Annotated in this window: 22 protein-coding genes, 8 tRNA genes and 1 rRNA gene (1 of these 31 running past the window's edge); 27 read left to right on the forward strand and 4 right to left on the reverse strand. The window is 50.3% G+C overall.

Translation table 11 applies throughout. The features are described 5' to 3' along the window. The 15 genes from ACEN86_RS00895 to ACEN86_RS00965 all read left to right on the forward strand — a co-directional run. Window positions 1-2,114 (forward strand): 23S ribosomal RNA (locus ACEN86_RS00895) (it extends 815 nt beyond the left edge of the window). 87 nt (window positions 2,115-2,201) lie between these two features. Next, window positions 2,202-2,293 (forward strand) — tRNA-Ser (locus ACEN86_RS00900). A gap of 63 nt (window positions 2,294-2,356) precedes the next feature. Continuing rightward, window positions 2,357-2,430, forward strand: a tRNA-Met gene (locus ACEN86_RS00905). 14 nt (window positions 2,431-2,444) lie between these two features. Then, window positions 2,445-2,520 (forward strand) — tRNA-Val (locus ACEN86_RS00910). A 5-nt stretch (window positions 2,521-2,525) separates the two neighbouring features. Next, window positions 2,526-2,601, forward strand: a tRNA-Thr gene (locus ACEN86_RS00915). 16 nt (window positions 2,602-2,617) lie between these two features. After that, window positions 2,618-2,694, forward strand: a tRNA-Asp gene (locus ACEN86_RS00920). Between the two features lie 77 nt (window positions 2,695-2,771). Next, window positions 2,772-2,847: transfer RNA gene (locus ACEN86_RS00925), tRNA-Phe, on the forward strand. 23 nt (window positions 2,848-2,870) lie between these two features. Next, window positions 2,871-2,955: transfer RNA gene (locus ACEN86_RS00930), tRNA-Tyr, on the forward strand. A gap of 5 nt (window positions 2,956-2,960) precedes the next feature. Next, a tRNA-Lys gene (locus ACEN86_RS00935) sits at window positions 2,961-3,033 on the forward strand. A gap of 293 nt (window positions 3,034-3,326) precedes the next feature. Then, window positions 3,327-4,448, forward strand: a complete 1,122-nt coding sequence (locus ACEN86_RS00940) for a PucR family transcriptional regulator (RefSeq protein ID WP_495632531.1) — start codon at window positions 3,327-3,329, stop codon at window positions 4,446-4,448. A gap of 115 nt (window positions 4,449-4,563) precedes the next feature. Further along, complete coding sequence (locus ACEN86_RS00945; protein ID WP_495632532.1) at window positions 4,564-5,685, forward strand: ABC transporter ATP-binding protein; 1,122 nt, start codon at window positions 4,564-4,566, stop codon at window positions 5,683-5,685. Window positions 5,686-6,233: 548 nt separating this feature from the next. Then, window positions 6,234-7,175 carry an HPr(Ser) kinase/phosphatase gene (gene hprK / locus ACEN86_RS00950; RefSeq protein ID WP_495632533.1) on the forward strand — a complete coding sequence of 314 codons (942 nt, stop codon included), beginning with the start codon at window positions 6,234-6,236 and terminating at the stop codon, window positions 7,173-7,175. A 12-nt stretch (window positions 7,176-7,187) separates the two neighbouring features. Beyond that, on the forward strand, window positions 7,188-8,249 hold the full coding sequence (lgt, locus tag ACEN86_RS00955) for a prolipoprotein diacylglyceryl transferase (RefSeq protein WP_495632534.1): 1,062 nt from the start codon (window positions 7,188-7,190) through the stop codon (window positions 8,247-8,249). 7 nt (window positions 8,250-8,256) lie between these two features. Then, entirely contained in the window at window positions 8,257-8,910 is a 654-nt protein-coding gene (gene ppaX / locus ACEN86_RS00960) for a pyrophosphatase PpaX (RefSeq protein WP_495632535.1), read from the forward strand. Beyond that, a complete protein-coding gene (locus tag ACEN86_RS00965) occupies window positions 8,910-9,407 on the forward strand; it encodes an acyltransferase (RefSeq protein WP_495632536.1) in 498 nt (165 codons plus the stop codon). The genes ppaX and ACEN86_RS00965 overlap by 1 nt, the downstream gene beginning before the upstream one ends. Window positions 9,408-9,488: 81 nt before the next feature. On the opposite strand, the gene ACEN86_RS00970 is transcribed toward ACEN86_RS00965, so the two are convergent. Then, window positions 9,489-10,883: a DUF4179 domain-containing protein gene (locus ACEN86_RS00970; protein WP_495632537.1), complete on the reverse strand. Its 1,395-nt coding sequence runs from the start codon at window positions 10,881-10,883 to the stop codon at window positions 9,489-9,491. After that, complete coding sequence (locus ACEN86_RS00975) at window positions 10,876-11,400, reverse strand: sigma-70 family RNA polymerase sigma factor (RefSeq protein ID WP_495632538.1); 525 nt, start codon at window positions 11,398-11,400, stop codon at window positions 10,876-10,878. The genes ACEN86_RS00970 and ACEN86_RS00975 overlap by 8 nt, the downstream gene beginning before the upstream one ends. Window positions 11,401-11,669: 269 nt before the next feature. Between ACEN86_RS00975 and ACEN86_RS00980 the strand changes: the two genes are divergently transcribed. From ACEN86_RS00980 to ACEN86_RS01025, 10 genes are all read left to right on the forward strand, one after another. Further along, window positions 11,670-12,845 (forward strand): ATP phosphoribosyltransferase regulatory subunit, encoded by a 1,176-nt coding sequence (locus ACEN86_RS00980; RefSeq protein WP_495632539.1) that lies wholly within the window; start codon window positions 11,670-11,672, stop codon window positions 12,843-12,845. A gap of 41 nt (window positions 12,846-12,886) precedes the next feature. After that, window positions 12,887-13,513 (forward strand): ATP phosphoribosyltransferase, encoded by a 627-nt coding sequence (gene hisG, locus ACEN86_RS00985; protein ID WP_495632540.1) that lies wholly within the window; start codon window positions 12,887-12,889, stop codon window positions 13,511-13,513. 27 nt (window positions 13,514-13,540) lie between these two features. Continuing rightward, on the forward strand, window positions 13,541-14,848 hold the full coding sequence (gene hisD, locus ACEN86_RS00990) for a histidinol dehydrogenase (RefSeq protein WP_495632541.1): 1,308 nt from the start codon (window positions 13,541-13,543) through the stop codon (window positions 14,846-14,848). Window positions 14,849-14,851: 3 nt separating this feature from the next. Further along, window positions 14,852-15,463 (forward strand): imidazoleglycerol-phosphate dehydratase HisB, encoded by a 612-nt coding sequence (hisB, locus tag ACEN86_RS00995; protein WP_495632542.1) that lies wholly within the window; start codon window positions 14,852-14,854, stop codon window positions 15,461-15,463. Window positions 15,464-15,466: 3 nt separating this feature from the next. Then, entirely contained in the window at window positions 15,467-16,093 is a 627-nt protein-coding gene (gene hisH, locus ACEN86_RS01000) for an imidazole glycerol phosphate synthase subunit HisH (protein ID WP_495632543.1), read from the forward strand. Between the two features lie 326 nt (window positions 16,094-16,419). Continuing rightward, window positions 16,420-17,154 carry a 1-(5-phosphoribosyl)-5-[(5-phosphoribosylamino)methylideneamino]imidazole-4-carboxamide isomerase gene (gene hisA, locus ACEN86_RS01005; protein WP_495632544.1) on the forward strand — a complete coding sequence of 245 codons (735 nt, stop codon included), beginning with the start codon at window positions 16,420-16,422 and terminating at the stop codon, window positions 17,152-17,154. A gap of 64 nt (window positions 17,155-17,218) precedes the next feature. Further along, window positions 17,219-17,977, forward strand: a complete 759-nt coding sequence (gene hisF, locus ACEN86_RS01010; RefSeq protein ID WP_495632545.1) for an imidazole glycerol phosphate synthase subunit HisF — start codon at window positions 17,219-17,221, stop codon at window positions 17,975-17,977. Next, on the forward strand, window positions 17,974-18,672 hold the full coding sequence (gene hisIE / locus ACEN86_RS01015) for a bifunctional phosphoribosyl-AMP cyclohydrolase/phosphoribosyl-ATP diphosphatase HisIE (RefSeq protein ID WP_495632546.1): 699 nt from the start codon (window positions 17,974-17,976) through the stop codon (window positions 18,670-18,672). Before hisF ends, hisIE begins: the two co-directional genes overlap by 4 nt. A 17-nt stretch (window positions 18,673-18,689) precedes the next feature. Next, on the forward strand, window positions 18,690-19,517 hold the full coding sequence (gene hisJ / locus ACEN86_RS01020; RefSeq protein ID WP_495632547.1) for a histidinol-phosphatase HisJ: 828 nt from the start codon (window positions 18,690-18,692) through the stop codon (window positions 19,515-19,517). Between the two features lie 276 nt (window positions 19,518-19,793). Beyond that, complete coding sequence (locus ACEN86_RS01025; RefSeq protein ID WP_495632548.1) at window positions 19,794-20,189, forward strand: GNAT family N-acetyltransferase; 396 nt, start codon at window positions 19,794-19,796, stop codon at window positions 20,187-20,189. Here the strand turns inward: ACEN86_RS01025 and ACEN86_RS01030 are convergent. Next, complete coding sequence (locus ACEN86_RS01030) at window positions 20,186-20,569, reverse strand: hypothetical protein (protein WP_495632549.1); 384 nt, start codon at window positions 20,567-20,569, stop codon at window positions 20,186-20,188. The genes ACEN86_RS01025 and ACEN86_RS01030 overlap by 4 nt on opposite strands. Before the next feature lie 113 nt (window positions 20,570-20,682). Between ACEN86_RS01030 and ACEN86_RS01035 the strand changes: the two genes are divergently transcribed. Then, on the forward strand, window positions 20,683-20,814 hold the full coding sequence (locus tag ACEN86_RS01035) for a hypothetical protein (RefSeq protein ID WP_495632550.1): 132 nt from the start codon (window positions 20,683-20,685) through the stop codon (window positions 20,812-20,814). Between the two features lie 4 nt (window positions 20,815-20,818). Next, the gene (locus ACEN86_RS01040; RefSeq protein ID WP_495632551.1) at window positions 20,819-21,133 is read left to right on the forward strand and encodes an HNH endonuclease; all 315 of its coding nucleotides are present in this window, start codon (window positions 20,819-20,821) and stop codon (window positions 21,131-21,133) included. A gap of 339 nt (window positions 21,134-21,472) precedes the next feature. Here ACEN86_RS01040 and ACEN86_RS01045 read toward each other — a convergent pair whose 3' ends face one another. Next, window positions 21,473-22,495, reverse strand: a complete 1,023-nt coding sequence (locus ACEN86_RS01045) for an MBL fold metallo-hydrolase (protein WP_495632552.1) — start codon at window positions 22,493-22,495, stop codon at window positions 21,473-21,475. Window positions 22,496-22,763 lie beyond the last annotated feature (268 nt).

Consider the following 22,763-nt stretch of genomic DNA (forward strand, 5'->3'; position numbering starts at 1 on the left):
GGTGGGGGTAGCGGAGAAATTCCAATCGAACTCGGAGATAGCTGGTTCTCCCCGAAATAGCTTTAGGGCTAGCCTCGGAAAATAGAGTTGTGGAGGTAGAGCACTGATTGGGTGCGGGGCCCGCCAAGGGTTACCAAGCTCAGTCAAACTCCGAATGCCATAAACTTGTATCCGGGAGTCAGACAGTGAGTGCTAAGATCCATTGTCAAAAGGGAAACAGCCCAGACCATCAGCTAAGGTCCCCAAGTGTGTGTTAAGTGGGAAAGGATGTGGAGTTGCACAGACAACCAGGATGTTGGCTTAGAAGCAGCCACCATTTAAAGAGTGCGTAATAGCTCACTGGTCGAGTGACTCTGCGCCGAAAATGTAACGGGGCTAAACACACCACCGAAGCTATGGCTTGATACATTGTATCAGGGGTAGGGGAGCGTTGTATGTAGGTTGAAGGTGTACCGTAAGGAGCGCTGGACAGCATACAAGTGAGAATGCCGGTATGAGTAACGAAAAGATCAGTGAGAATCTGATCCGCCGAAAGCCTAAGGGTTCCTGAGGAAGGTTCGTCCGCTCAGGGTAAGTCGGGACCTAAGGCGAGGCCGAAAGGCGTAGTCGAAGGACAACAGGTTGAAATTCCTGTACCACCGTAATCCGTTATGAGCAATGGGGTGACGCAGTAGGGTAGTGACGCGGACTGATGGATGTCCGTCTAAGCAGTGAGGCTGGTGTGTAGGCAAATCCGCACACCGTAAGGCTGGGCTGTGATGGGGAGCGAAAATTACAGTAGCGAAGGTCATGATCTCACACTGCCAAGAAAAGCCTCTAGCCAGGAGAAGGTGCCCGTACCGCAAACCGACACAGGTAGGCGAGAAGAGAATTCTAAGGCGCGCGGAAGAACTCTCGTTAAGGAACTCGGCAAAATGACCCCGTAACTTCGGGAGAAGGGGTGCCCCGGTAGTGTGAATAGCACGAGGGGGCCGCAGTGAAAAGGCCCAAGCGACTGTTTAGCAAAAACACAGGTCTGTGCGAAGCCGCAAGGCGAAGTATACGGGCTGACGCCTGCCCGGTGCTGGAAGGTTAAGGGGAGTGGTTAGGGGTAACCCGAAGCTATGAACCGAAGCCCCAGTAAACGGCGGCCGTAACTATAACGGTCCTAAGGTAGCGAAATTCCTTGTCAGGTAAATTCTGACCCGCACGAATGGCGTAACGACTTGGGCGCTGTCTCAACGAGAGATCCGGTGAAATTTTAATACCTGTGAAGATGCAGGTTACCCGCGACAAGACGGAAAGACCCCATGGAGCTTTACTGCAGCTTGATATTGGACTTTGATACGATTTGTACAGGATAGGTGGGAGCCTAAGAAGCAGGAGCGCCAGCTTCTGTGGAGGCAACGTTGGGATACCACCCTGATCGTATCGGAGTTCTAACCTGGTACCGTGATCCGGTATGGGGACAGTGTCAGGTGGGCAGTTTGACTGGGGCGGTCGCCTCCTAAAGAGTAACGGAGGCGCCCCAAGGTTCCCTCAGAATGGTTGGAAATCATTCGAAGAGTGCAAAGGCATAAGGGAGCTTGACTGCGAGACTGACAAGTCGAGCAGGGACGAAAGTCGGGCTTAGTGATCCGGTGGTACCGCATGGAAGGGCCATCGCTCAACGGATAAAAGCTACCCTGGGGATAACAGGCTTATCTCCCCCAAGAGTCCACATCGACGGGGAGGTTTGGCACCTCGATGTCGGCTCATCGCATCCTGGGGCTGAAGTAGGTCCCAAGGGTTGGGCTGTTCGCCCATTAAAGCGGTACGCGAGCTGGGTTCAGAACGTCGTGAGACAGTTCGGTCCCTATCTGTCGTGGGCGTAGGAAATTTGAGAGGAGCTGTCCTTAGTACGAGAGGACCGGGATGGACGCACCGCTGGTGCACCAGTTGTTCCGCCAGGAGCATAGCTGGGTAGCTAAGTGCGGAAGGGATAAGCGCTGAAAGCATCTAAGCGTGAAGCCCCCCTCAAGATGAGATTTCCCAATTAGTAAGACCCCTTGAAGACGACGAGGTAGATAGGCTGGGGGTGGAAGTGCAGTAATGCATGGAGCTGACCAGTACTAATCGGTCGAGGGCTTATCCAACAAGCTCGGAAGGACGCAGTCCAAGAAGAGCATACGCAGATTCGTTTCGTATCTAGTTTTCAAGGATTAATACCTTGATAATGCTTTGGAGAGATACCCAAGTGGCTATAAGGGGACCCTCTGCTAAGGGGTTAGACTGCGTAAGTGGTGCGAGGGTTCGAATCCCTCTCTCTCCGCCATTCTCATTATCTGGACTTAATAATTCAGATGAGAGTAGGACAAGCATTAAGGAATTTTATTATGGCGGCGTAGCTCAGCTGGCTAGAGCGTACGGTTCATACCCGTGAGGTCGGGGGTTCGATCCCCTCCGCCGCTATTATATTTACATATGGAGGCTTAGCTCAGCTGGGAGAGCATCTGCCTTACAAGCAGAGGGTCGGGGGTTCGATCCCCTCAGCCTCCACCATATGTGCCGGTGTAGCTCAACTGGTAGAGCAACTGACTTGTAATCAGTAGGTTGGGGGTTCAAGTCCTCTCGCCGGCACCATTTTTATGAATATTGCGGAACTGTGGTGTAGAGGCCTAACATGCCTGCCTGTCACGCAGGAGACCGCGGGTTCGAATCCCGTCAGTTCCGCCATTTATTCTAAATGGATATTTCCACAGTAAAGTGGGAAGGTACGACGACCACTTTATTTTTTATGAACAAATTTGTATGGCTCGGTAGCTCAGTCGGTAGAGCAGAGGACTGAAAATCCTCGTGTCGGCGGTTCGATTCCGTCCCGAGCCACCATATTTTTTTCTGAAAGTACATTTGGAGGCTTAGTGAAGTGGCTAAACACGGCAGACTGTAAATCTGCTCTCTACGAGTTCGGTGGTTCGAATCCATCAGCCTCCACCAGATAAGAGCCATTAGCTCAGTTGGTAGAGCACCTGACTTTTAATCAGGGTGTCGAAGGTTCGAGTCCTTCATGGCTCATCATACAAAACCGTCAATCTTTGGATTGGCGGTTTTTTTGTGCGTTCAGCCGTATTTTTGATGTTGTTTCACCTACAAGTATGCTTGCTAACTATACGAGATAGCTGATGAAGAGAACAACGGATCTAATTGGGCGCAAGCACGGGAGACTTAAATATGAAGGACGGAGCTGATAGATGACCGTGAGAGCGGGTTTGGAGAAGATGATTCGGGTAGATGGGTTATGCTACAATAGTGCTAACCATCGGAGTTAATCTTCTTTTAATGACATAGCTTAGAAAGGCGCCTTAATCATGGATATCCAAGTAGTGAGAGAGAAGCTTGAGAGAGTTGTCGGAGATACATTGAAGCAAAAGGAAGTACCTTTAAATGAATGGAGAACGCTGCAAAAGTCCAATCGAAATTCAGTAGGGAAGGGTCCTCACAGCCCGTTATTGAAGGGCAGCCAGCTGCTGTTCCCTTGGGCGCAGACGGATACTAAAGTTGTATGTCTAGTTGTGAACGCTGCTGATGTCTCTGACTCTGAGAGGGGACTCATTGAACTGGTCATTGAAGCCGCGCAGGAGTCCGGGATCGGCACTGTAGTGTCAGCTAAAGGCAATGAGGAAGAGCTGAATACTCAGCTTGGTAGCTGGCTTCAAACCCAACTTGAACAGGGGAACTTAAATGAGGAAATTCCTGATCGTATTGTAATAAAGTCTAGGTTAACCGGAACTGTAGTGCCTTTTCTCCTCAGTTATGAGAATCGGGCTCCTGACGAGATAACTTACGTCCAGTTAAGCAAACTGCTGAGCAGTTATTTTGATGGTGATATCACGTTAATCCCTTTGCAGAATAAAGAGTGGTTGATCTTGGTAGGTGAGTCCCTTCTAAGCGGATTCCGTGAGGAAAGTGATGAAGGACAGGATGCTGAGCGGGTCATGCTGTATGATCTGTGTCAGGGCATCTACGAACTCCTCTCGAATGAGTGGGGAGGAACAACCCATCTATCTGTATTGGAGCCTATTGTTGCCGTTCAGGGACTGGTATCCTCGCTTGCTCTATTAAGAGAAAGCTTGCAGCTTGGCCGGTTGTTTCATTTTACAGAGCATATCCATCTGCCATGGGCCTTATATCTGGAACGCTTGGTGTACAGCATCCCGGATGAACAGCGGAGACAATTCCTTGATCAGACTGTACCGCATAGCAGTACTACTGTATTCACAGATAATGAGACGCTATCTACGCTTGAGACCTTTTTCCAGCTGGATTGCAATGTAAGTGAAACGGCCAAGCGGCTATACATTCACCGAAATACCCTACTCTACCGTATGGACAAGATTAAACAGGAGACGGGTCTTGATGTGAGGAGCTTCCGCGACGCGGTTCTGGTGAAGCTTACTCTATTATTGTGTAAAGTGACGAAAAGAAAATAGGTTTTTTGTGCAGTTTGTGTATGGCGGTCTATAGCCCTATCGTTTAATATAAGAATATAAATGTATCCGATTACATTATTACTAATTATAAATTATGCTTAGGGGGCAATTACTCATGGCTGGTGTACGCTTAGAGCACATTTACAAGAAATATGCAGGATCTGATAAGGCAACTGTTGTTGACGTTAATTTGGATATTAAGGACAAGGAGTTCCTTGTACTGGTTGGTCCTTCCGGTTGCGGTAAGTCCACAACACTGCGTATGATTGCAGGTCTTGAAGAAATCTCTGAAGGTAAATTGTACATTGGCGACCGCGTCGTGAACGATGTAGCACCTAAAGACCGTGACATCGCGATGGTATTCCAATCCTACGCATTGTATCCACATATGAACGTATATCAAAATATGGCGTTCGGTTTGAAGCTTCGTAAAGTGAAGAAAGAAGAAATCGACCAACGTGTACGTGAAGCAGCTAAAATCTTGGACATCACTCACCTGCTTGAGCGTAAGCCAAAAGCTTTGTCCGGTGGTCAGCGCCAACGTGTAGCCTTGGGCCGTGCGATTGTCCGTGATCCACAAGTCTTCCTTATGGATGAGCCTCTCTCCAACTTGGACGCTAAACTTCGTGGTCAAATGCGTGCGGAGATCACTAAGCTGGTTAAACGTCTTGAGACTACTTGTATCTATGTAACGCATGACCAGATCGAAGCTATGACGATGGGTGACCGTATCGTAGTTATGCAAGACGGTATCATTCAACAAGCCGCTTCTCCTGAAGAACTGTACAACCAACCACAAAACATTTTCGTTGCTGGTTTCATTGGTTCCCCTACAATGAACTTTGTTACAGGTACTCTTGCTGAGTCCAATGGAGCAGTTCGTTTCAAAGCTCCTGGTCTTGATGTTGAGTTCCCACAAGGTAAAGCAGCGATCCTTAAAGAAAAAGGTTACTTTGGTAAAGAAGTTATCATGGGTATTCGTCCTGAGGACATTCACGAAGAGCCTGTATTCCTTGAAGCTTCTCCGAACACTATCTTCAATGCAAGTGTATTCCTGACTGAGAACATCGGTCACGAAATGCAATTGCACTTGAACGGTATCGGTAATGACTCCGTAATCGCACGTGTAGATGGACGTTCCAGAACACGCGAGGGAGACCAAGTTAAGCTGGCTATCGATATGAACAAAATTCATATCTTTGATAAAGAATCGGAATTGAACGTATTCTTCTCCTAAGAAGAATAATCAAGCCGAAACCGCCCTTCGGGGCGGTTTTTTTAGCTATATGGGTTATGCGGAGTGGCCAAGGGTCATAGTTAGAAATTTGGGGAACGCGGAGTTACCCAGGGTTGCAGTTAGATTTGAGCAACGTGGGTGAACTAGGGTTACAGTTAGAGATTTGGGAACGTGGGTGGCTAGGGTTACAGTTAGAATTTTGGGAGCGAGGGTAAGACCGGTTTGAAGATAGCAATTTATGAATGATTTAAGGAGTGCGCTCGGGTTAAAGGTAGAGATTTACGAAGGGATTTGAATTAAGCTCAGGATTTGAAGTGGGGCCCTGTTATGGGAAGTGCTGTATGGGCAGGTCGAGTGAGTGATAGGGGAATAGGATAGGGCTGTTGTGTTATATGGATTCAAACTGGCCGATGATTGATTTAACGGGCGATATCCATTACGATAAATACAATGTAAAAAAATGAGTATGAGCTAGAGCATGAGCAAGAGTATAAGAAGAAATTAGAGATCTGCAGTGAAAGGCCGACAGGTAGAAAGGGAGAGCACGTATGGCTAAAAAAGTAAAAGTATCGGAGCTCGTGAACCAATTTGGGTTAGAAGTACTTTCCGGTGAACAAGGCTTGAAACGCACGATCACTGTGGATGATTTATACCGTCCGGGCCTAGAGCTGGCAGGATATTTTGAATATCATCCTTCAGAGCGGGTACAGATTCTCGGTAAGACTGAGCTGGCTTTTTATAATATGCTGCCTGAGAAAGAGCGCCGTGAACGGATGGAGAAGCTGTGTCTAAGTCCGATTACGCCTTGCATTATCATCACCAGGGGACTTGATGTTCCAGAGGAGATGGTGCAAATTGGTGAAGAAAAGGAGATCCCGGTTCTTCGCAGCAATATGGCAACGACCATACTTTCGAGCCGCATTACAGGGTTCCTTGAGCGTAAGCTTGCTCCTACAGCGACCATTCATGGCGTGCTGGTGGATGTATACGGGGTGGGAATGCTCATCACGGGTTCAAGTGGAATTGGTAAGAGTGAGACGGCGCTTGAGCTTGTTAAACGCGGACATCGCCTGATTGCCGATGATGCTGTTGAGATTCGACAGACCTCTGATAACCAGCTTCACGGGACGGCTCCAGAATTGATCCGTCATCTGCTGGAAATTCGCGGAGTCGGAATTATCAATGTAATGACCTTGTTTGGTGCAGGGGCAATCCGCAATAATAAGAGAATTACTCTCGTGGTGCGTCTGGAAGCTTGGCAGCAGGAGAAGCAGTATGACCGCCTTGGACTGGATGAAGAGACCACCCGAATTATTGATACGGATGTGCCTCTTGCGACGATTCCGGTTAGACCGGGACGAAACTTGGCCGTTATTATTGAGGTTGCTGCAATGAACTTCAGATTGAAGCGTATGGGCTACAATGCAGCACTGCAGTTCACCACGAAGCTCACCGAGACCATCGCGGAAGATGTAGATGATTTGGATTAGGAGCGTGTAAGAATGGAAACGTTGTTATTAAATCCGATCGCTTTTTCCATTTTGGGGCTTCCTATCCGGTGGTACGGCCTGATACTAGGCACGGCGGCTCTAATTGGCATGCTGTTGGCGATTCGGGAAGGAAAGCGGTTCGGCATTTCGTCCGAATTTTTCATGGATCTCGTGCTGTTTGGAGTTCCTTCCGCAATTATTGGAGCACGGATTTATTTTGTGGCTTTCAAGTGGGATGATTACAAGAATAACCTGCTGAGTGTATTCAAAGTCTGGGAAGGCGGTATAGCCATATATGGGGCACTGATCGGTGCCATTATATGCGCGGTCATCTATGTCCGGCGTAAAGGATATAGCTTCTGGCGGATAGCAGATATCTGTGCGCCAGGCCTGATCGTCGGCCAGCTCATAGGCCGCTGGGGGAATTACGTGAACCAGGAAGCGTATGGCGGACCTACAACGGAGACGTTCCTGCGCGATCACCTTCACCTGCCTTCTTTTATCGTGGATCAGATGAATGTACAGGGTACCTATCACCACCCTACCTTTTTATACGAATCGTTATGGAATGTAGCTGGTCTTGTCCTGTTGCTGGTGCTGCGCCGCCAGAGGTTCCTTCGTGCAGGTGAACTGTTCTTGTCTTATTTCATCTGGTATTCAATCGGCCGTTTCTTCATCGAACGGGTACGTACGGACAGTCTGGCGTTCAAGGGTCCTGATTGGTTAGCTTCCTTCATGGATGCTCTATGGGCTCCGATGAGAGCGATGGGATTCGAACCTGGTGCGCTGGATCCCCAGTACGGAAATATACGGATTTCGCAGCTGCTGGCTATCCTCATCATTGTAGCTGCTGTCATTCTGATTATTTACCGCCGCAAGACTGGCTTGTCCGCCGCCCGGTATAGTGATCCGATTACCTCTACCAAGGTACCGGCTGAAGATCACCTTCCCGAGGCCGCGCCTGGGCCGGGTCCGGGAACGTATAGTGAAGTAGTTACGGCTAACAGCAGAATAGATTCGAATTTAGACATAGAGACAGAAGATAGGATCAAAATGGAGGATAAGAAGGAGTAGCGAACAAATGATTGAAACTGTACTGTTCGATTTGGATGGAACCATTGTAAATACGAATGAGCTGATCATCGAATCATTTCTTCACGTTATGGATAAGCATCACCCTGAACCTCCTTTCACCCGTGAGCAGATTATTCCCCACATGGGGCTCACGCTGGAGCAGCAGCTTCGGCAGTTCACGGGCAGGGAGGATGTAGCGGAGCTTGTTACCGACTATAGAGCTTACAATATGCTTCACCATGATGCGTTGGTTAGAGAGTTCCCGAATGTGCACAAGGTGATCTCAAGGCTTCACGAGAAGGGGATTACACTCGGGGTAGTCACTACCAAGATGAAGCCTTCAACGATTTTGGCTTTGGAGACCTTCGATCTATTGAAGTTCATGAAGGAGATCGTAACGCTAAATGATGTAGAGAATCCGAAGCCGCATCCCGAACCGGTCCTGACGGCCATTCAGCGTCTTGGTGCAGATCCAAAGACGACGCTCATGGTCGGAGACAGCCCTGCTGACTTGCAGTCGGCACGCGCTGCGGGAGTTAGGTCTGCAGGGGTTGCTTGGTCACTGAAGGGTGCCGAAGTACTGAAAAAGTATGATCCTGACTATATACTTAATGACATGACCGACTTATACGGTGTGCTCGGAATGGAGTCTGAAGGATAGTGAGAAAGGTAACCCGTTATCCGGTAGAGGGGCCAAATGCGCTTTGGCAGCTGTACCGTACGGTAAGTCCTTGGAAAGGCGTCTGGAATTTCATTGTGATACAGTTAACCCGCTACTGTCCGATCCTGCCGCTGAAGAATTGGATGTATCGCCGGCTGCTGCGGATGCGGGTGGGTGATCATACGGCCATTGGGCTTATGGTCATGGTGGATGTGTTTTTTCCGGAGAAAATTACGATCGGCCGTAATTCTGTGATTGGTTATAATACAACCATCCTGGCCCACGAGTATTTAATAAAGGAATACCGCCTGGGTGACGTCATCATCGGCGATGATGTGCTGATCGGAGCTAACTCCACCATTCTGCCTGGTGTTACGATAGGCGATGGAGCAGTGGTAGCTGCCGGATCGGTCGTACATAAGGATGTTGAAGCAGGCACCTTCGTGGGCGGGAATCCGCTGCGGGTGCTGAAGCGGAACAATCCGGAGGGTGATTGAGGTTGAAGAATAGAGGGTACTGTCCTGATGCGGACGGTACCCTCTTTTGGCATGCATGAACTTGTATGGTGGAACCGAAGATTATTGGATTGGAATCGTTATGGGCTGCCGAATCTCATTACCCGGATAACTGGTGATCGGGATGGTGAGCGGCTGCGGATAGGATTTCGTATCGATAAAATAATGATAGACGTCAAAGGCGTCATTACTGGAGCTGGTGATTAAGGGTTCAGATATATGACTCTCCGAACGTATAGTTCCACCCGGATGCATATTGCCTTTGCCATCCGTATAACTGTAATCCAAACCAAGGCTGCTTGGGGAGTTGGAACCTCGTTTGACATGAAACTGAATCTCTGTGGAATTGGAGTCGGTAATTACATTACCCAGCGTAACTCTATTATCGGGGGCATGAATAAGCTCGCGCTTGCTTGTATCGACTACGATACTTAAATGATCACCGATAGATTCTTCAATGCCATCAGAACGGAATTGCAGACTTGAGAAATCTGTATAATACAAGCTGTTAAAGTACATCCGATCCGGCTCATTCTCTGTGAGAGACGAGCCTCGGAAGGCCGACTCTAGAAGAACCTGGTCATGCAGCTTCAGAGTAAGTCTGGGCTTGATGAACTGCTGGATTTTGCGGCTGTTCTTCGGGTCATAGCTGAAGCCAAGCTCGGTAGATAAGGGATAAAGCGTGGCCTCATCCACGGCTGCCTTGAGACCATGGATCGTTATATCCTGATGAATCGGAATGTGCTTCTCCAGGTTTGTGAATTTGCTACGGTCAAGCTTCACTGGGATCTCGATCTGCTGTCTCTTGGCATCGGATGCTTGTTCAGGTCCTAAAGTCCCGGTAAAAGTGAATTTATCCGGTGTAGTATCCTTACCATAGAAGTTAAGAACATAACGCTCCTGGAGGACCCTCATATTGTTGGGGGGAGAGGAAGATTCAGATTCAATCGATGCGGGCAGACTCTTGCCGTCCGTGTCTAGAAATTTAGGATTATTCACTGCATGAGTGAAATTTCCGTCCATAATTTCAGTGGTATAGAAGAAGATCATCGTCCGCTTGTCTGCCAGGACCCCATCGACCGTAACCCTATAACCACCTTGCTCCCGTGTCTGATTAATAGGCTGGTACAGTCCGTGATTGGCAGCCTCCAGCCAGGCTGAATTGTGACTGATCTGGGACTTGACATATTCGGGCGCGGTGAAGTCCGCTTTGTCCGCAGCCGGCAAAGGGTCCTGATACGTGCGAGGCCATAATAAGATAAACAGACCGATACACAAGGCAAACGTTCCTGCCATAATTCCAGCGCGGTATCTGAACATGAAGCTGCGGCGTTTCCGGCCGCCCATTTGAATACCTTGCGCAACCGCTTTGTCCAGAAGAGTCTCTTCCACGGACTGCTCAGCTGTGTGACTGGATTGGAAGTAGTCGATTAACTGCTGTTCTTCGCGTCTAGTCATGATCCCATCTCCCTCCTTGTTCAATCTGACCCCGCAGCTGCTTGAGGCCTTGGTGAATCCAAGTCTTGATGGTGCCTTCGGGCTTCTCCAGTATCCTCGCTATCTCCGGTACGGTCATGTCTTGGTAATATTTCAGCATCAAGGCATGGCGATACTTTGGCTTCATCCGGTTCAGTACTCTCTCTATATCCAGCTTATTTACATCAACCATCTCTATGGTGCCATGCGTAGATTCCTGGGAGATTGCGTCTGCCCTTCTTCGCCGTCTCAGCTCATCGAGACAACAGTTCATAAGAATTCGATACAGCCAAGGGATGAAGGTATCTGGATCTTTTAACTTACTGCATTTCACCCAAGCACGGCATACCGTCTCTTGCAACACCTCAAGGGCATCTGCTTCATTACGCAAGTAGCTGTAAGCTATGCCATATAACTTTCTCTTCTGACTGTCGATAAGTTCGTGAAATGCGATTTCGTCCCCATTGCATGCATCAGCGGCCCACTGTCTCTCCTGCACTTCAAGGCCCCCTTCCCAGATATCCTCATATATAAGACGTGCGAGCAGACGAAATCGTTTTTTTGAAAAATAATAGCAAATAGAAACACGATTAATTGCTAAGCAAAGCGCTTTATCGGTATACTCAAAAGGGAACTTCTGGGGACTAGCCCTACATTGACGCTATAATTGAAGTATGATAAACTATCCCATACTCTTTAATTTGGTAGCATGGTAGCACTGTACCATGATAAAGTATACATTAAGAAAGCTGATATGAGGTGAACGGGTTGTCTAAACCGAAAGGATTTGAAAAACCAGCCGGCGTCCGCGACTATCTGCCGTATGCGGTAGAGCGTCTTCGTGCTATTGAGCGCAGTGTACTGGACTGCATGTCAGGCTGGGGATATCGCCAGATTATGACTCCTACTATGGAATATTACGATACGGTAGGTGTGGCTAGCTCCACATCGGATCAGAAGCTGTTCAAGCTGCTGAATAACCGGGGAACGACCATGGTGCTTCGTTCCGATATGACAGCTCCGATTGCACGTGTGGTGTCTTCTTTATTGAAGGAAGAGCCGCTGCCGATTCGCCTGTCCTATCATGCGAACGTGTACCGGGCGATTGAAGAAGAGGCCGGCCGGGAGTCGGAATTCTTCCAGACTGGTGTAGAGCTTGTGGGTGATGATTCGCCCGAGGCGGATGCCGAGGTAGTTGCTCTTGCAGTAGCTTCCCTGCAGGCGGCAGGTGTATCCACTTTCAAGATTGCGCTTGGACATGTTGGCTTCCTGAATGGGCTGCTGGAAGAAGCAGTGCCTGGGGATGAAGAAGCCCGCGAGGGACTGAAGCAAGGGCTTCTCCGGCGGGATTACGTCGGCTATCGCGAGGCTTTGACGAAGCTTAGTGTCTCTGAAGCCCAGAAGGAAGAACTGAAAGGAATACTGCGTCTTCGCGGCGGCAAAGAAGTGTGTAGTGAAGCCCGCGGACTCAGCCAAAGTCAGCTGGCACAAGACTCCATCGACCATCTGTGCAAGGTATGGGAAGCACTGGAGGATTACGGCGTGGCCGAGCATGTCCTGATCGATCTAACGATGATCGGGGATTTCTCATACTACACAGGCCTAATCTTCGAAGGATATGCAGCCGAGCTTGGGTTCCCGGTATGCAGCGGCGGACGTTATAACAATCTGCTTCAGCAGTTCGGTCGTCCTGTTCCGGCAACGGGCTTTGCCCTCAAGACGAACCGGATTCTTGACGGAGTAGACGGCATCAAAGCTGTGCAGAAGCTGCCTATTCTCGTGCAGTATAATGCGCAGGGACGGAAGCCAGCCCTTCAGGAAGCCGCGCGCCTGCGCCGTGAAGGCAAGGTTGTGGTGACGCAGCATATCGATACGGAAGGCGAATTGCGCACGGTAGAGGAGACTGCCGGGAAGTACGCGGATGTCGTAAGTTTTGTGAATTAACAACAGGTTAGGATTGTTTTAGAGAGGCGGACTGATCTCAATTGGCTGAAATTATAAAAGTAGCGATGCCGAAAGGCCGTATTTATAAAAAAGCATCAGCATTATTCCGGGAAGCGGGCCTGAACATCCCGCTGGACGTGGATGACACGCGCAAATTGGTTATCCCCCTGCCGGAGGTAGGTATGGAGTTCATTCTGGCCAAGCCGGTCGATGTTCCGACCTATGTGGAGTATGGCGTAGCCGACATCGGGATCGTCGGCAAGGACGTGCTCATGGAAGAGAAGCGCGATGTATATGAGCTGCTGGATCTCGGGATTGCCCGCTGCCGGATGTCTGTCATTGCCCTTCCGGATTGGAAGCCAGGCATTCAGCAGCGCGTAGCGACCAAGTATCCTAATGTGGCATCCCAATATTTCAGGGAACAGGGTCAGCAGGTGGAAGTCATCAAGCTGAACGGTTCCATCGAGCTGGCGCCGCTAATTGGGCTTGCGGACCGGATCGTCGATATGGTGGAGACCGGGCAGACGCTGCGGGAGAACGGACTTGTGGAGATGGAGAGTATCTTCGAAATCACCAGCCGCCTTGTGGCGAACCGGGTTAGCTACCGAATGAAGAATGCAGAAATTCAGCGTGTATGCGATGCTCTGCAAAAGGTTATAGGCGTGTAGGCGAGGAGTAGCGAGGAGGAAAAGCGGATGAGAATATTACCGGCACAGGAATTTGATCTGCGGCGTGAAGTGGAGTACGGTTCACCTGAGCAGAACGAAGCCGTGAAGCAAATTGTATCTGATATCAAAAAAGAGGGCGATACCGCGCTGCTGCGTTATACCGAGCGTTTTGACGGCATGAAACTTAGGGCTGCAGACCTCAGAGTCACACAGGATGAGCTGAAGGCAGCTTATGAAAAGGTGGAGCCTTCTTTCGTTGAAGCTATAGCCGCTGCAGCGGCCAACATTCGCGCTTTCCATCAAAAGGAGAAGCGGAACTCCTGGATGGACCTGCAGCCGGATGGCAGCATCCTGGGTCAAATTATCCGTCCGCTGAAGCGTGTGGGTGTGTACGTACCCGGCGGTAAGGCAGCTTATCCTTCCTCGGTACTTATGAATGTCATACCAGCCCAGGTTGCGGGCGTGCCGGAGATTGTGATGGTCACGCCGCCAGCTACCGGCGGGAAGGAAGGCATTGACCCGTATATTCTCGTCGCCGCTGCGGAAGCTGGCGTCAGCGAGATTTACCGGGTCGGCGGAGCTCAGGCGATCGCAGCCTTGGCTTACGGCACCGATACGATCGAGCCGGTAGACAAGATCTGCGGCCCGGGCAACATCTTCGTCGCGCTGGCGAAGCGCGAGGTGTACGGCGCTGTCGACATCGACAGCATCGCCGGGCCGAGCGAAATCGCCGTGCTGGCCGATGACAGCGCGAACGCGGCCTATGTGGCCGCCGATCTGCTGTCCCAAGCCGAGCATGACGAGATGGCCTCGGCCATTCTCGTGACGACTTCGGCGGACTTCGCTAAGGCGTGCGCAGCTGAGGTGCAGCGCCAGCTGGCGGAGCTGCCGCGGCGGGAGATTGCCGCGGCTTCCATTGACAGCTATGGCGTAATCCTGGTGGTGGATTCCATTCAGGAAGGAATCCAGGTCATTAACCGGCTCGCTCCGGAGCATCTGGAGCTGATGATCGAGGAGCCGATGGCTTACCTCGGTCTGGTGGAGAATGCCGGGGCGATCTTCCTCGGCCCGTACAGCTCGGAGCCGGTAGGGGATTATTTTGCAGGACCGAATCATATTATCCCGACCAACGGCACAGCGAGATTCTCCTCGCCAGTGGATGTGGATGATTTCATTAAGAAATCCAGCATGATTTACTATAGCAAGCAGGCGCTCCTGGAGAATGGTGAGACCATCATGGAGCTTGCAAGACGGGAAGGGCTCGAGGGCCACGCCCGGGCAATTGAAATCCGGCTTCAGCAGGAAGCCAAGGCAGATAGAAAGGCAGGCGAATAGACGATGACAACAGCTAACGGGGCTAATGGTGCACGCCAGGCGAGCATCAGCCGGAAGACGAATGAGACCGATATTAAACTTAATTTTAATGTGGATGGAACCGGGGATTCCCGTCTGGAGACGGATGTGCCGTTCCTGAACCACATGCTGGATCTGTTCACGAAGCACGGTCAATTCGATCTGGCGGTCGATGCGAAAGGCGATATTGAAATTGACGATCACCATACGGTGGAAGACATCGGGATCTGTCTGGGGCATACGATTCGTGAAGCATTGGGCGACAAAAAAGGCATCAAGCGCTATGCCAGCGTGTTCGTTCCGATGGACGAAGCACTTGCACAGGTTGTTATTGATATCAGCAACCGTCCGCATTTCGAATATCGTGCGCAGTATCCTTCCGCACAGGTAGGCAGCTTCAGTGTGGAGCTGGTTCAGGAGTTCCTCTGGAAGCTGGCGCTGGAAGCCCGCATTACGCTGCATGTCATTGTCCACTACGGACAGAACACGCACCATATGATTGAAGCGGTGTTCAAGGCGCTCGGACGTGCGCTGGACGAAGCGACCAGTGTGGATCCACGCGTAACCGGCGTCCCATCAACGAAAGGGGTGCTGTAACCCGTGACCATCGCTATTGTCGATTACGGAATGGGCAATCTGCATAGTGTGAGCAAAGCCTGCGAGCGCCTAGGTTTTGATACGGTGGTTACCGGGGATCCCTCGGTCATCCTGAATGCCAGCGGCGTGCTGCTGCCGGGCGTGGGCGCCTTCGGCGATGCGATGGACCATCTTCAGGGGAGTGGGCTGGATGCTGTAGTGCGCGAGGCCGCTGCCAGCGGTAAGCCGCTGCTCGGCATCTGCCTCGGCATGCAGCTCCTCTTCGACAGGGGCGAGGAGCACGGCGATCACCAGGGCCTCGGCATTCTGCCAGGCCGGGTAGTCCGGTTCGAAGGCGGCACCTATAAAGTGCCGCATATGGGCTGGAACAAGCTCGAGTATACGAATGCCTCGAGCCCGATTTTTGAAGGGCTGGAAGAGGGGCACGTCTACTTCGTGCACTCTTACCATGTTCTCCCGGAGCGCAAGGAAGATCTGCTTGCGGTGACGGACTATGGGCAGCCGGTGACTGCGATCGTGGGTCGCGGGAATGTGTACGGCATGCAGTTCCACCCGGAGAAGAGCGGGGAGATGGGCATGTCGCTGCTCCGCAATTTCATGGAGCTGGCCGAGGGAGCGAAGCGGGTCTAAACTCTGCGCTTGGAGCTGGGTAGAGCGGCTGGGGGCGCGGCTTGCTGCTTAAGGATCCGAGGATTACGGACCTTCTAACAATTTGAGGCAGAGTCCTGAGATCTGGCAGAAAGCCAACATGCTTTGAAGAGGATTTGAGGGGACTGAAAGGATCCTTTGGAGGGGCTTTAAAGTTCAAAGTGCTCAAAGTGCCCAAAGCACTCAAGTCACTCAAGTCACTCAAGTCACCCAAGTCACTTAAAGGACTTCTTTTAGTGCACCGCAAGGTGCTTTTCTTTTATTGAATTACGGCTGACCGTTAACCATATAGAACAGGGGGAGAATGGATGTCTTCTTTTATTATTTATCCGGCGATTGATATCCGGGATGGCAAGTGTGTACGTCTGGTGCAGGGGGATTATGCCCGCGAAACGATCTATAACGACAATCCGGTAGAGGTTGCTAAGTCTTGGGAGGCTCAAGGCGGCGAGTTCATTCACCTGGTGGACCTTGACGGGGCAAAAGCTGGACACCCGGTTAATGACGCACTGATTGGCGAGATTGCGCGCAGTGTGCAGGTGCCCGTTCAGGTAGGCGGCGGTATTCGAACGCTAAGTGATGTGGAGCGCCTGCTCGGTCTTGGTGTGAGCCGCCTGATTATTGGAACCGCGGCAATTGAAGACCGTGAGTTCACGGAAAGCGTGCTCGGACAATACGGCGATAAGGTTGCCATCGGCATTGATGCGCGTAATGGCTTGGTAGCCACTCGCGGCTGGCTTGAGACCTCTGAAGTCCAGGCTGAAGTACTGGCGAAGGAACTGGCTGCAAAGGGTGCGGAGACGTTCATTTTTACGGATATCTCGCGTGATGGTATGATGCAGGGACCGAATGTTGAAGCGATTCGTGCGCTGGCTGCGGCTTCCGGCAAGACGGTCATTGCATCGGGCGGAGTTACCGTTCAGGAAGACCTGATTAAGCTGGCAGCACATGCCGGCCAGGGCGTAGGCGGAGCGATTGTGGGCAAGGCCCTGTACACGGGCAGCGTGGATCTGGCCAAGGCCATTCAGGCCCTGAAAGCTTAACTATATATATGATGATACCTAAGGAGCCTGTCCTACGAGGCTTCAGAGGAAAGGAAGAGAAGTAATGCTTACAAAGCGGATTATTCCTTGTCTGGACGTGAAGGACGGGCGGGTAGTGAAGGGCGTTAATTTTGTGAACCTTCGGGATGCTGGAGATCCAGTAGAGCTCGCGGCACTGTATGATCGTGAGGGAGCCGATGAGCTTGTGTTTCTGGACATCTCCGCTTCTAATGAAGGCCGTGCTACAATGATTGAAGTAGTTCGGCAGACTGCGGGCGAGATCTCCATTCCGTTCACGGTGGGCGGCGGTATCTCCCATGTGGATGACATGAAGCGTCTCCTGCGTGCAGGCGCGGATAAGATTGGCATTAATACGGCGGCGATTGTGAATCCGAGTCTGATCTCGGAAGGAGCGCGGCGCTTCGGTTCCCAGTGTATTGTTGTGGCTGTAGACGCCAAATACAACGAGGCCTGGGGAGAATGGGAAGTGTACACGCACGGCGGGCGCAAGCCGACCGGCATCCGGGCTCTAGAATGGGTGAAGGATGCAGAATCGCGCGGAGCAGGCGAAATCCTGCTGACCAGTATGGATGCGGATGGCACGAAGGATGGATTCGACCTACCGCTTACCAAGGCGGTAAGCAGCCTGATTGGAATACCGGTGATCGCCTCGGGCGGAGCCGGGAACAAAGAGCACTTCTATGATGTGTTCACAGAGGGCCAGGCGGATGCTGCGCTTGCGGCTACGATTTTTCACTACAAGGAAATTGCTGTGCCGGATTTGAAGAGGGATTTGAAAGCCAGAGGGGTGGAAATACGATGAGTCAATCTTTAGAGCAGCGGCTTCCTCTTGCGAAGCTGCAGGAAATTATTAAATGGGACGCCCATGGCCTCGTACCTGCTGTAGTGCAGGATGCGGACAGCAAAGACGTGCTGATGGTTGCGTATATGAATAGTGAATCCTTGCAGAAGTCCATTATCACCGGAGATACCTGGTTCTGGAGCCGCTCCCGCGAGGAGCTGTGGCACAAGGGCGCAACTTCAGGCAATACCCAGCGTATTACAGATCTTCGCTATGATTGTGACGGCGACACGCTGTTGGTTCTGGTGAAGCGCAGCGGACCGGCTTGCCATACTGGCGAGGACAACTGCTTCTACCGCTCAGCGGCTGCTGTACAAAGCGCTGATTCCGTGACTGGCTCCTCCGATTCATCCGCCAGCCGCTTCGAGGTGCTTGGTGAATTGGAGCAGATCATCAAGGAGCGTTATGAGGAACGCCCGGAAGGCGCCTATACTACGTATTTGTTCGAGAAGGGCATCGATAAGATTCTGAAAAAAGTCGGCGAAGAGACCGCCGAATCCATCATTGCCGCCAAGAACGGCGATAATGATGAGCTTCGTCTTGAGGTCAGCGATCTGATCTATCATCTGCTCGTGCTGCTGCGGGAGCGGAACCTTCCGCTGGACGATATCATGAGCGAGCTGGATCGCCGTCACGAGCGTCCACGCCGCGACTAGGGGCGGAGGAAAGCGCCATGCTGATCGATTACCATACCCACCATGTCCGCTGCGGACATGCCGTGGGCGAGCTTGAGGAGTATGTGCAGCGGGGCATAGAGATCGGCTTATCCCATATTGGACTGTCCGATCATATGCCGCTTCTTCATGTGAATCCTGCGGAATATTATCCTGAGATGGCCATGGCTATGGAGGAGCTTCCCCGTTATGTGGAGGAATGCTTTCTGCTTAAGGAGAAGTACCGTGGGCAAATTGAAGTACGTGTCGGCCTGGAAGGCGACTATATCGAGGGCTGGGAAACCGAGATTCAGCGGATTGTCAGTGCCTATCCGTGGGATTATGTGATCGGCTCGGTTCATTTTCTCGGGGAATGGGATATTTCGGACTTCCGTCAGACGCACAACTGGGAAGGCAAGGACATCCTGACTGTGTACAGGCAGTACTATGAGGCTGTTCAGAAAGCCGCTCGAACCGGCTTCTACGACATTATGGGGCACCTGGATGTGATCAAGCGCTTCGACTACAAGCCGGCACCGGAGCTTGCGGGTGAGGTTATTCAGCTGGAAAATGCCGCGCTTGAGGCCGTTCGTGAATCCGGCGTGGCTATGGAGCTTAACGCATCTGGGCTGGCTAAAGCCTGCGCCGAGATGTTCCCCAGCCGCCGCATGCTGGAGCGGGCCTATGAGCTGGGCATTCCGCTGACAGTAGGCTCGGATGCCCATGATCCGAAGAAGCTGAGCGAGAATCTGGATCAGGCCCGCAGAATGCTGCATGAAGTCGGATTCCGTGAGCTGGCGACCTTTGAAGGCCGCCGTAGATCGATGATTCCATTGGAGTTAGAATAATAGTCCAAGGTTAATAGCTATAACGCCGCACTGGAGAGAAGGAGACACCTGGAACAGGGGTTTCGCTCCAGATGCGGCTTTTTTGTGCTAGGAAGGAGCGGGTTCGCTTTGTTCCGCTGGTTCGGAGATAACCTAGACTTGTTCAACTACCCAGTCGTTTTTGGTGAAAATGTATTGTATTGCCGAAATATTAGATATAGCGAATTGAGGTCTTAAGCAATGTCAGGAAGAACTATTAGGGAGACTTAGGTAACCGATTATCATGATATTTATGAGTTGAACCAAATCTTTAATCCCAATCTAAATGCTTTTTCCAAGGAGAAAGTAAAGGAGAAGATTGAACAAATTACAAAGAACACAAAAGATATCATCTTTGTGTGTGAAGAGAACAACGTAGTGATTGGATATATTCATGGAAGCCCATATGAATTGCTATTTGCTGAATCATTAGTGAACGTCTTGGGATTTGTGGTTAGAGAGAAGGATAGAAATCAAGGGATAGGCAGCATGCTGATGGAGCGTCTTGAGCAATGGGCGCAGAGTAAAGGATATTCTGGAATCAAGCTGTTATCCCATCCAAGCGGGGTTCAGGCTCATAGGTTCTACGAACGACGTGGCATTATTTTACTAAGGGCCAGAAAATTATATAAAAGACTTCAAGTAGAGCGCTAGATCGAAGTCCCAATCCATACAAGAACAGATACAATGGATAAGCCAAGCCATCCTGGATGCTTCCCCTTTGTGCCGATCAAAACCAAAGCTGCGCACACGAGCATAGAGGTTGCAATTGTGTGCTCAAGGACGATGTATTTACCCCTAGACTGCTGCGCAAGCCAGAATAGAAGAAAAGCTAGGGCCCATCCGAAGATCGTCAGCGCGTGCCAGCTGGCCCACAGGATGCGAACGTTAGATTCGCTTAGCAGATTTCCTCCATTTGTTGGTATAAATCTACCCTTCCTCAACTTGCGGAAAATTAGAACCTCGCCTAATACCGTGTGAACGAGCCCGACGACAAAGGCCAGAAATGAAGCGCCAAGAAAGTATCCGTTCATAATTGAGACCCCTCCTTATCAAACTAACGTTACAGTGCTCATGGTCTTTTACTCCAATCGGATATGTCTATGAGCATAGTAAAGATGTTGTCGTTTGGCATTAAGATGGAAACATGGATCAAGTTAAAGAAGGCTCGAAGAAAATTGGAATGGTTGCAACAGTAGGCGTATTGGCTGTCGGAATCATCGATGTTGTTGATGGGGTAGATGGGGTAGCTGAGGCGGCAGATGCTCCAGAAGATTGATTCCTTGAACACCGACATAGATGTGGGAATTCAGATGTTGATTGTCCCTGAATTTAATGAGGTGTACGCCTATGATCTCCCCGAAAATCTGTACCTGCAAACAGATGATGTTCAGTTTTCCTGTTTAAAAAATCAATTAGCTAATGACATTGTATACCATTCAGAATTAGCGGTGACCTTTACTGCTGACCAAGTTCAAGAAATACGACACGGTTATACAACTAAAGGTTATGTTTGGCATCATGCCGAGGAACCAGGTCATATGGAATTGGTTGAAATAAAGGAGCATGTCCATTCTGCACACACAGGCGGTCGATAACTTTGGGGTAGCGGTTCAGAATATCGATAAACAGTAGATATATTCTGAGAAGGATAAAAAGGAAAATACTAAAATGACAGATCAAAAAGGATGGTAATGATACATCCTATTAGTACATATGCAGCAAACATATATATATTTTGCTATGAAGCTATTGAGAGGGCGAAAATCGGAATGAGAGGGTACAATGTCCGATGAAAATAAGCATTTATTAACAGAATGGATGGATCCATACATGATTACACTCTAACTTTTTGTAAAAAAGGCGAAGCGATCAACAATAAAATCGCTTTTTTTGTTCAGCATCGCCCGCAAATAGCAGTCTTATTCTGTTCTTCTTCATAGATCCTGCCACCAAAAATCCAGCTTTGGAGATTGCGGAATCTGATCCAGATAGACCGCTTCGCCGATTCTAGGTATATGATATGGGACGCCCTGCTCTTCGGCTGCGGCCGATAACCTTTTTGCAGGGTCGTTCCAATCATGCAACGCCAAAGCGAACCCCCCCCAGTGTACAGGCAGCAGAACTCCTCCTTGGACGTCACGATGCGCTTGTACCGTCTCTTCGGGAAGCATATGCACGCCACTCCACCGCTTGTCATATTGCCCACATTCCATATATTGCCCACATTCCATAAAAGCCAGTTCGAACGGTCCGTGCTGACGACCTATTCGCTTAAAGTGAGGACCGTAACCCCCGTCCCCGCTGTAGAAGAGACTTCTCTTCTCTGTTTTGATTACCCACGAGCACCATAGAGTGGAATCCTGATCAAACAGCCCTCTTCCCGAGAAATGTCTCGCCGGCGTGCAAGTAAAGCGAATGCCCTGAACGATCCGCTCTTCTCCCCAGTCCAGCTCGATAACGGTACCTGGCGAAGCTCCTCTTTTCCGGATTAGCTTGCCGACTCCGAGCGGAACGAGGAAAGTGCCAGTTTTCGGAATAAGCTTGCGGATAGAGGAAGAATCCAGATGATCGTAGTGATCGTGAGACAGAACAACAATATCGATCGGAGGAAGTTCCTCAATTGTAATTGGCAGCTTGAGGCTGAATCTGCGATTGCGGGAGAAAGGAAGCGGCGACGGGTTCTTGCCAAGCATCGGATCAAGCAGAATCGTTTTGCCTGCAATCTGTAGCAAGGACGCCGAATGTCCGAACCAAAAGGTCTTGTCTTTTCCGTCGTTAAGCGTGCCATGCTGAAGAGGGAAGATAGGAAGCGGTTGCTTCGGTCTTCTCTGAGTCTTAGCTGATAGGAATTCACGAAGCATGGATACAATGTCTCCTGCCTTAAATTTAACGATCACTGGGATTTCATTCTGGAATTTGCCATTCTTAGCTCGCCTCGATCGATTCCATTCGTCCATCTATTTACTCTCCTCATAATCATTTTGCGCGTCAGTAAACGCGAGCTTTTGAATAAACTTTTAACGACTTTCAGCCCTGGCGTGGTTTCATGTTTAATTTATTTCGGTATTTTGGTTATTGACCATTGAAGCACATACGCTTCAAGCAATCCGAGCAATGAAGAAGCTTCTTGAGTAGCGACATTTTCGCCGCATCAAGCAACTGCACTGCTCGTTTGGGTCTTAGCATGTCTGCTCCGACTAAAAGGTTGAATCGGCAATTAGTTCA

Source organism: Paenibacillus sp. Paensp111 (assembly GCF_059492195.1).

Excerpts from the sequence above, each read along its gene's own strand:
- ACEN86_RS00940 (WP_495632531.1), top strand. The coding sequence starts at position 3,327 with ATGGATATCCAAGTAGTGAGAGAGAAGCTTGAGAGAGTTGTCGGAGAT.
- ACEN86_RS00945 (WP_495632532.1), top strand. The coding sequence starts at position 4,564 with ATGGCTGGTGTACGCTTAGAGCACATTTACAAGAAATATGCAGGATCT.
- hprK (WP_495632533.1), top strand. The coding sequence starts at position 6,234 with ATGGCTAAAAAAGTAAAAGTATCGGAGCTCGTGAACCAATTTGGGTTA.
- lgt (WP_495632534.1), top strand. The coding sequence starts at position 7,188 with ATGGAAACGTTGTTATTAAATCCGATCGCTTTTTCCATTTTGGGGCTT.
- ppaX (WP_495632535.1), top strand. The coding sequence starts at position 8,257 with ATGATTGAAACTGTACTGTTCGATTTGGATGGAACCATTGTAAATACG.
- ACEN86_RS00970 (WP_495632537.1), bottom strand. The coding sequence starts at position 10,883 with ATGACTAGACGCGAAGAACAGCAGTTAATCGACTACTTCCAATCCAGT.
- hisD (WP_495632541.1), top strand. The coding sequence starts at position 13,541 with ATGAGAATATTACCGGCACAGGAATTTGATCTGCGGCGTGAAGTGGAG.
- hisB (WP_495632542.1), top strand. The coding sequence starts at position 14,852 with ATGACAACAGCTAACGGGGCTAATGGTGCACGCCAGGCGAGCATCAGC.
- hisA (WP_495632544.1), top strand. The coding sequence starts at position 16,420 with ATGTCTTCTTTTATTATTTATCCGGCGATTGATATCCGGGATGGCAAG.
- hisF (WP_495632545.1), top strand. The coding sequence starts at position 17,219 with ATGCTTACAAAGCGGATTATTCCTTGTCTGGACGTGAAGGACGGGCGG.
- hisIE (WP_495632546.1), top strand. The coding sequence starts at position 17,974 with ATGAGTCAATCTTTAGAGCAGCGGCTTCCTCTTGCGAAGCTGCAGGAA.
- hisJ (WP_495632547.1), top strand. The coding sequence starts at position 18,690 with ATGCTGATCGATTACCATACCCACCATGTCCGCTGCGGACATGCCGTG.
- ACEN86_RS01030 (WP_495632549.1), bottom strand. The coding sequence starts at position 20,569 with ATGAACGGATACTTTCTTGGCGCTTCATTTCTGGCCTTTGTCGTCGGG.
- ACEN86_RS01035 (WP_495632550.1), top strand. The coding sequence starts at position 20,683 with ATGGATCAAGTTAAAGAAGGCTCGAAGAAAATTGGAATGGTTGCAACA.
- ACEN86_RS01045 (WP_495632552.1), bottom strand. The coding sequence starts at position 22,495 with ATGGACGAATGGAATCGATCGAGGCGAGCTAAGAATGGCAAATTCCAG.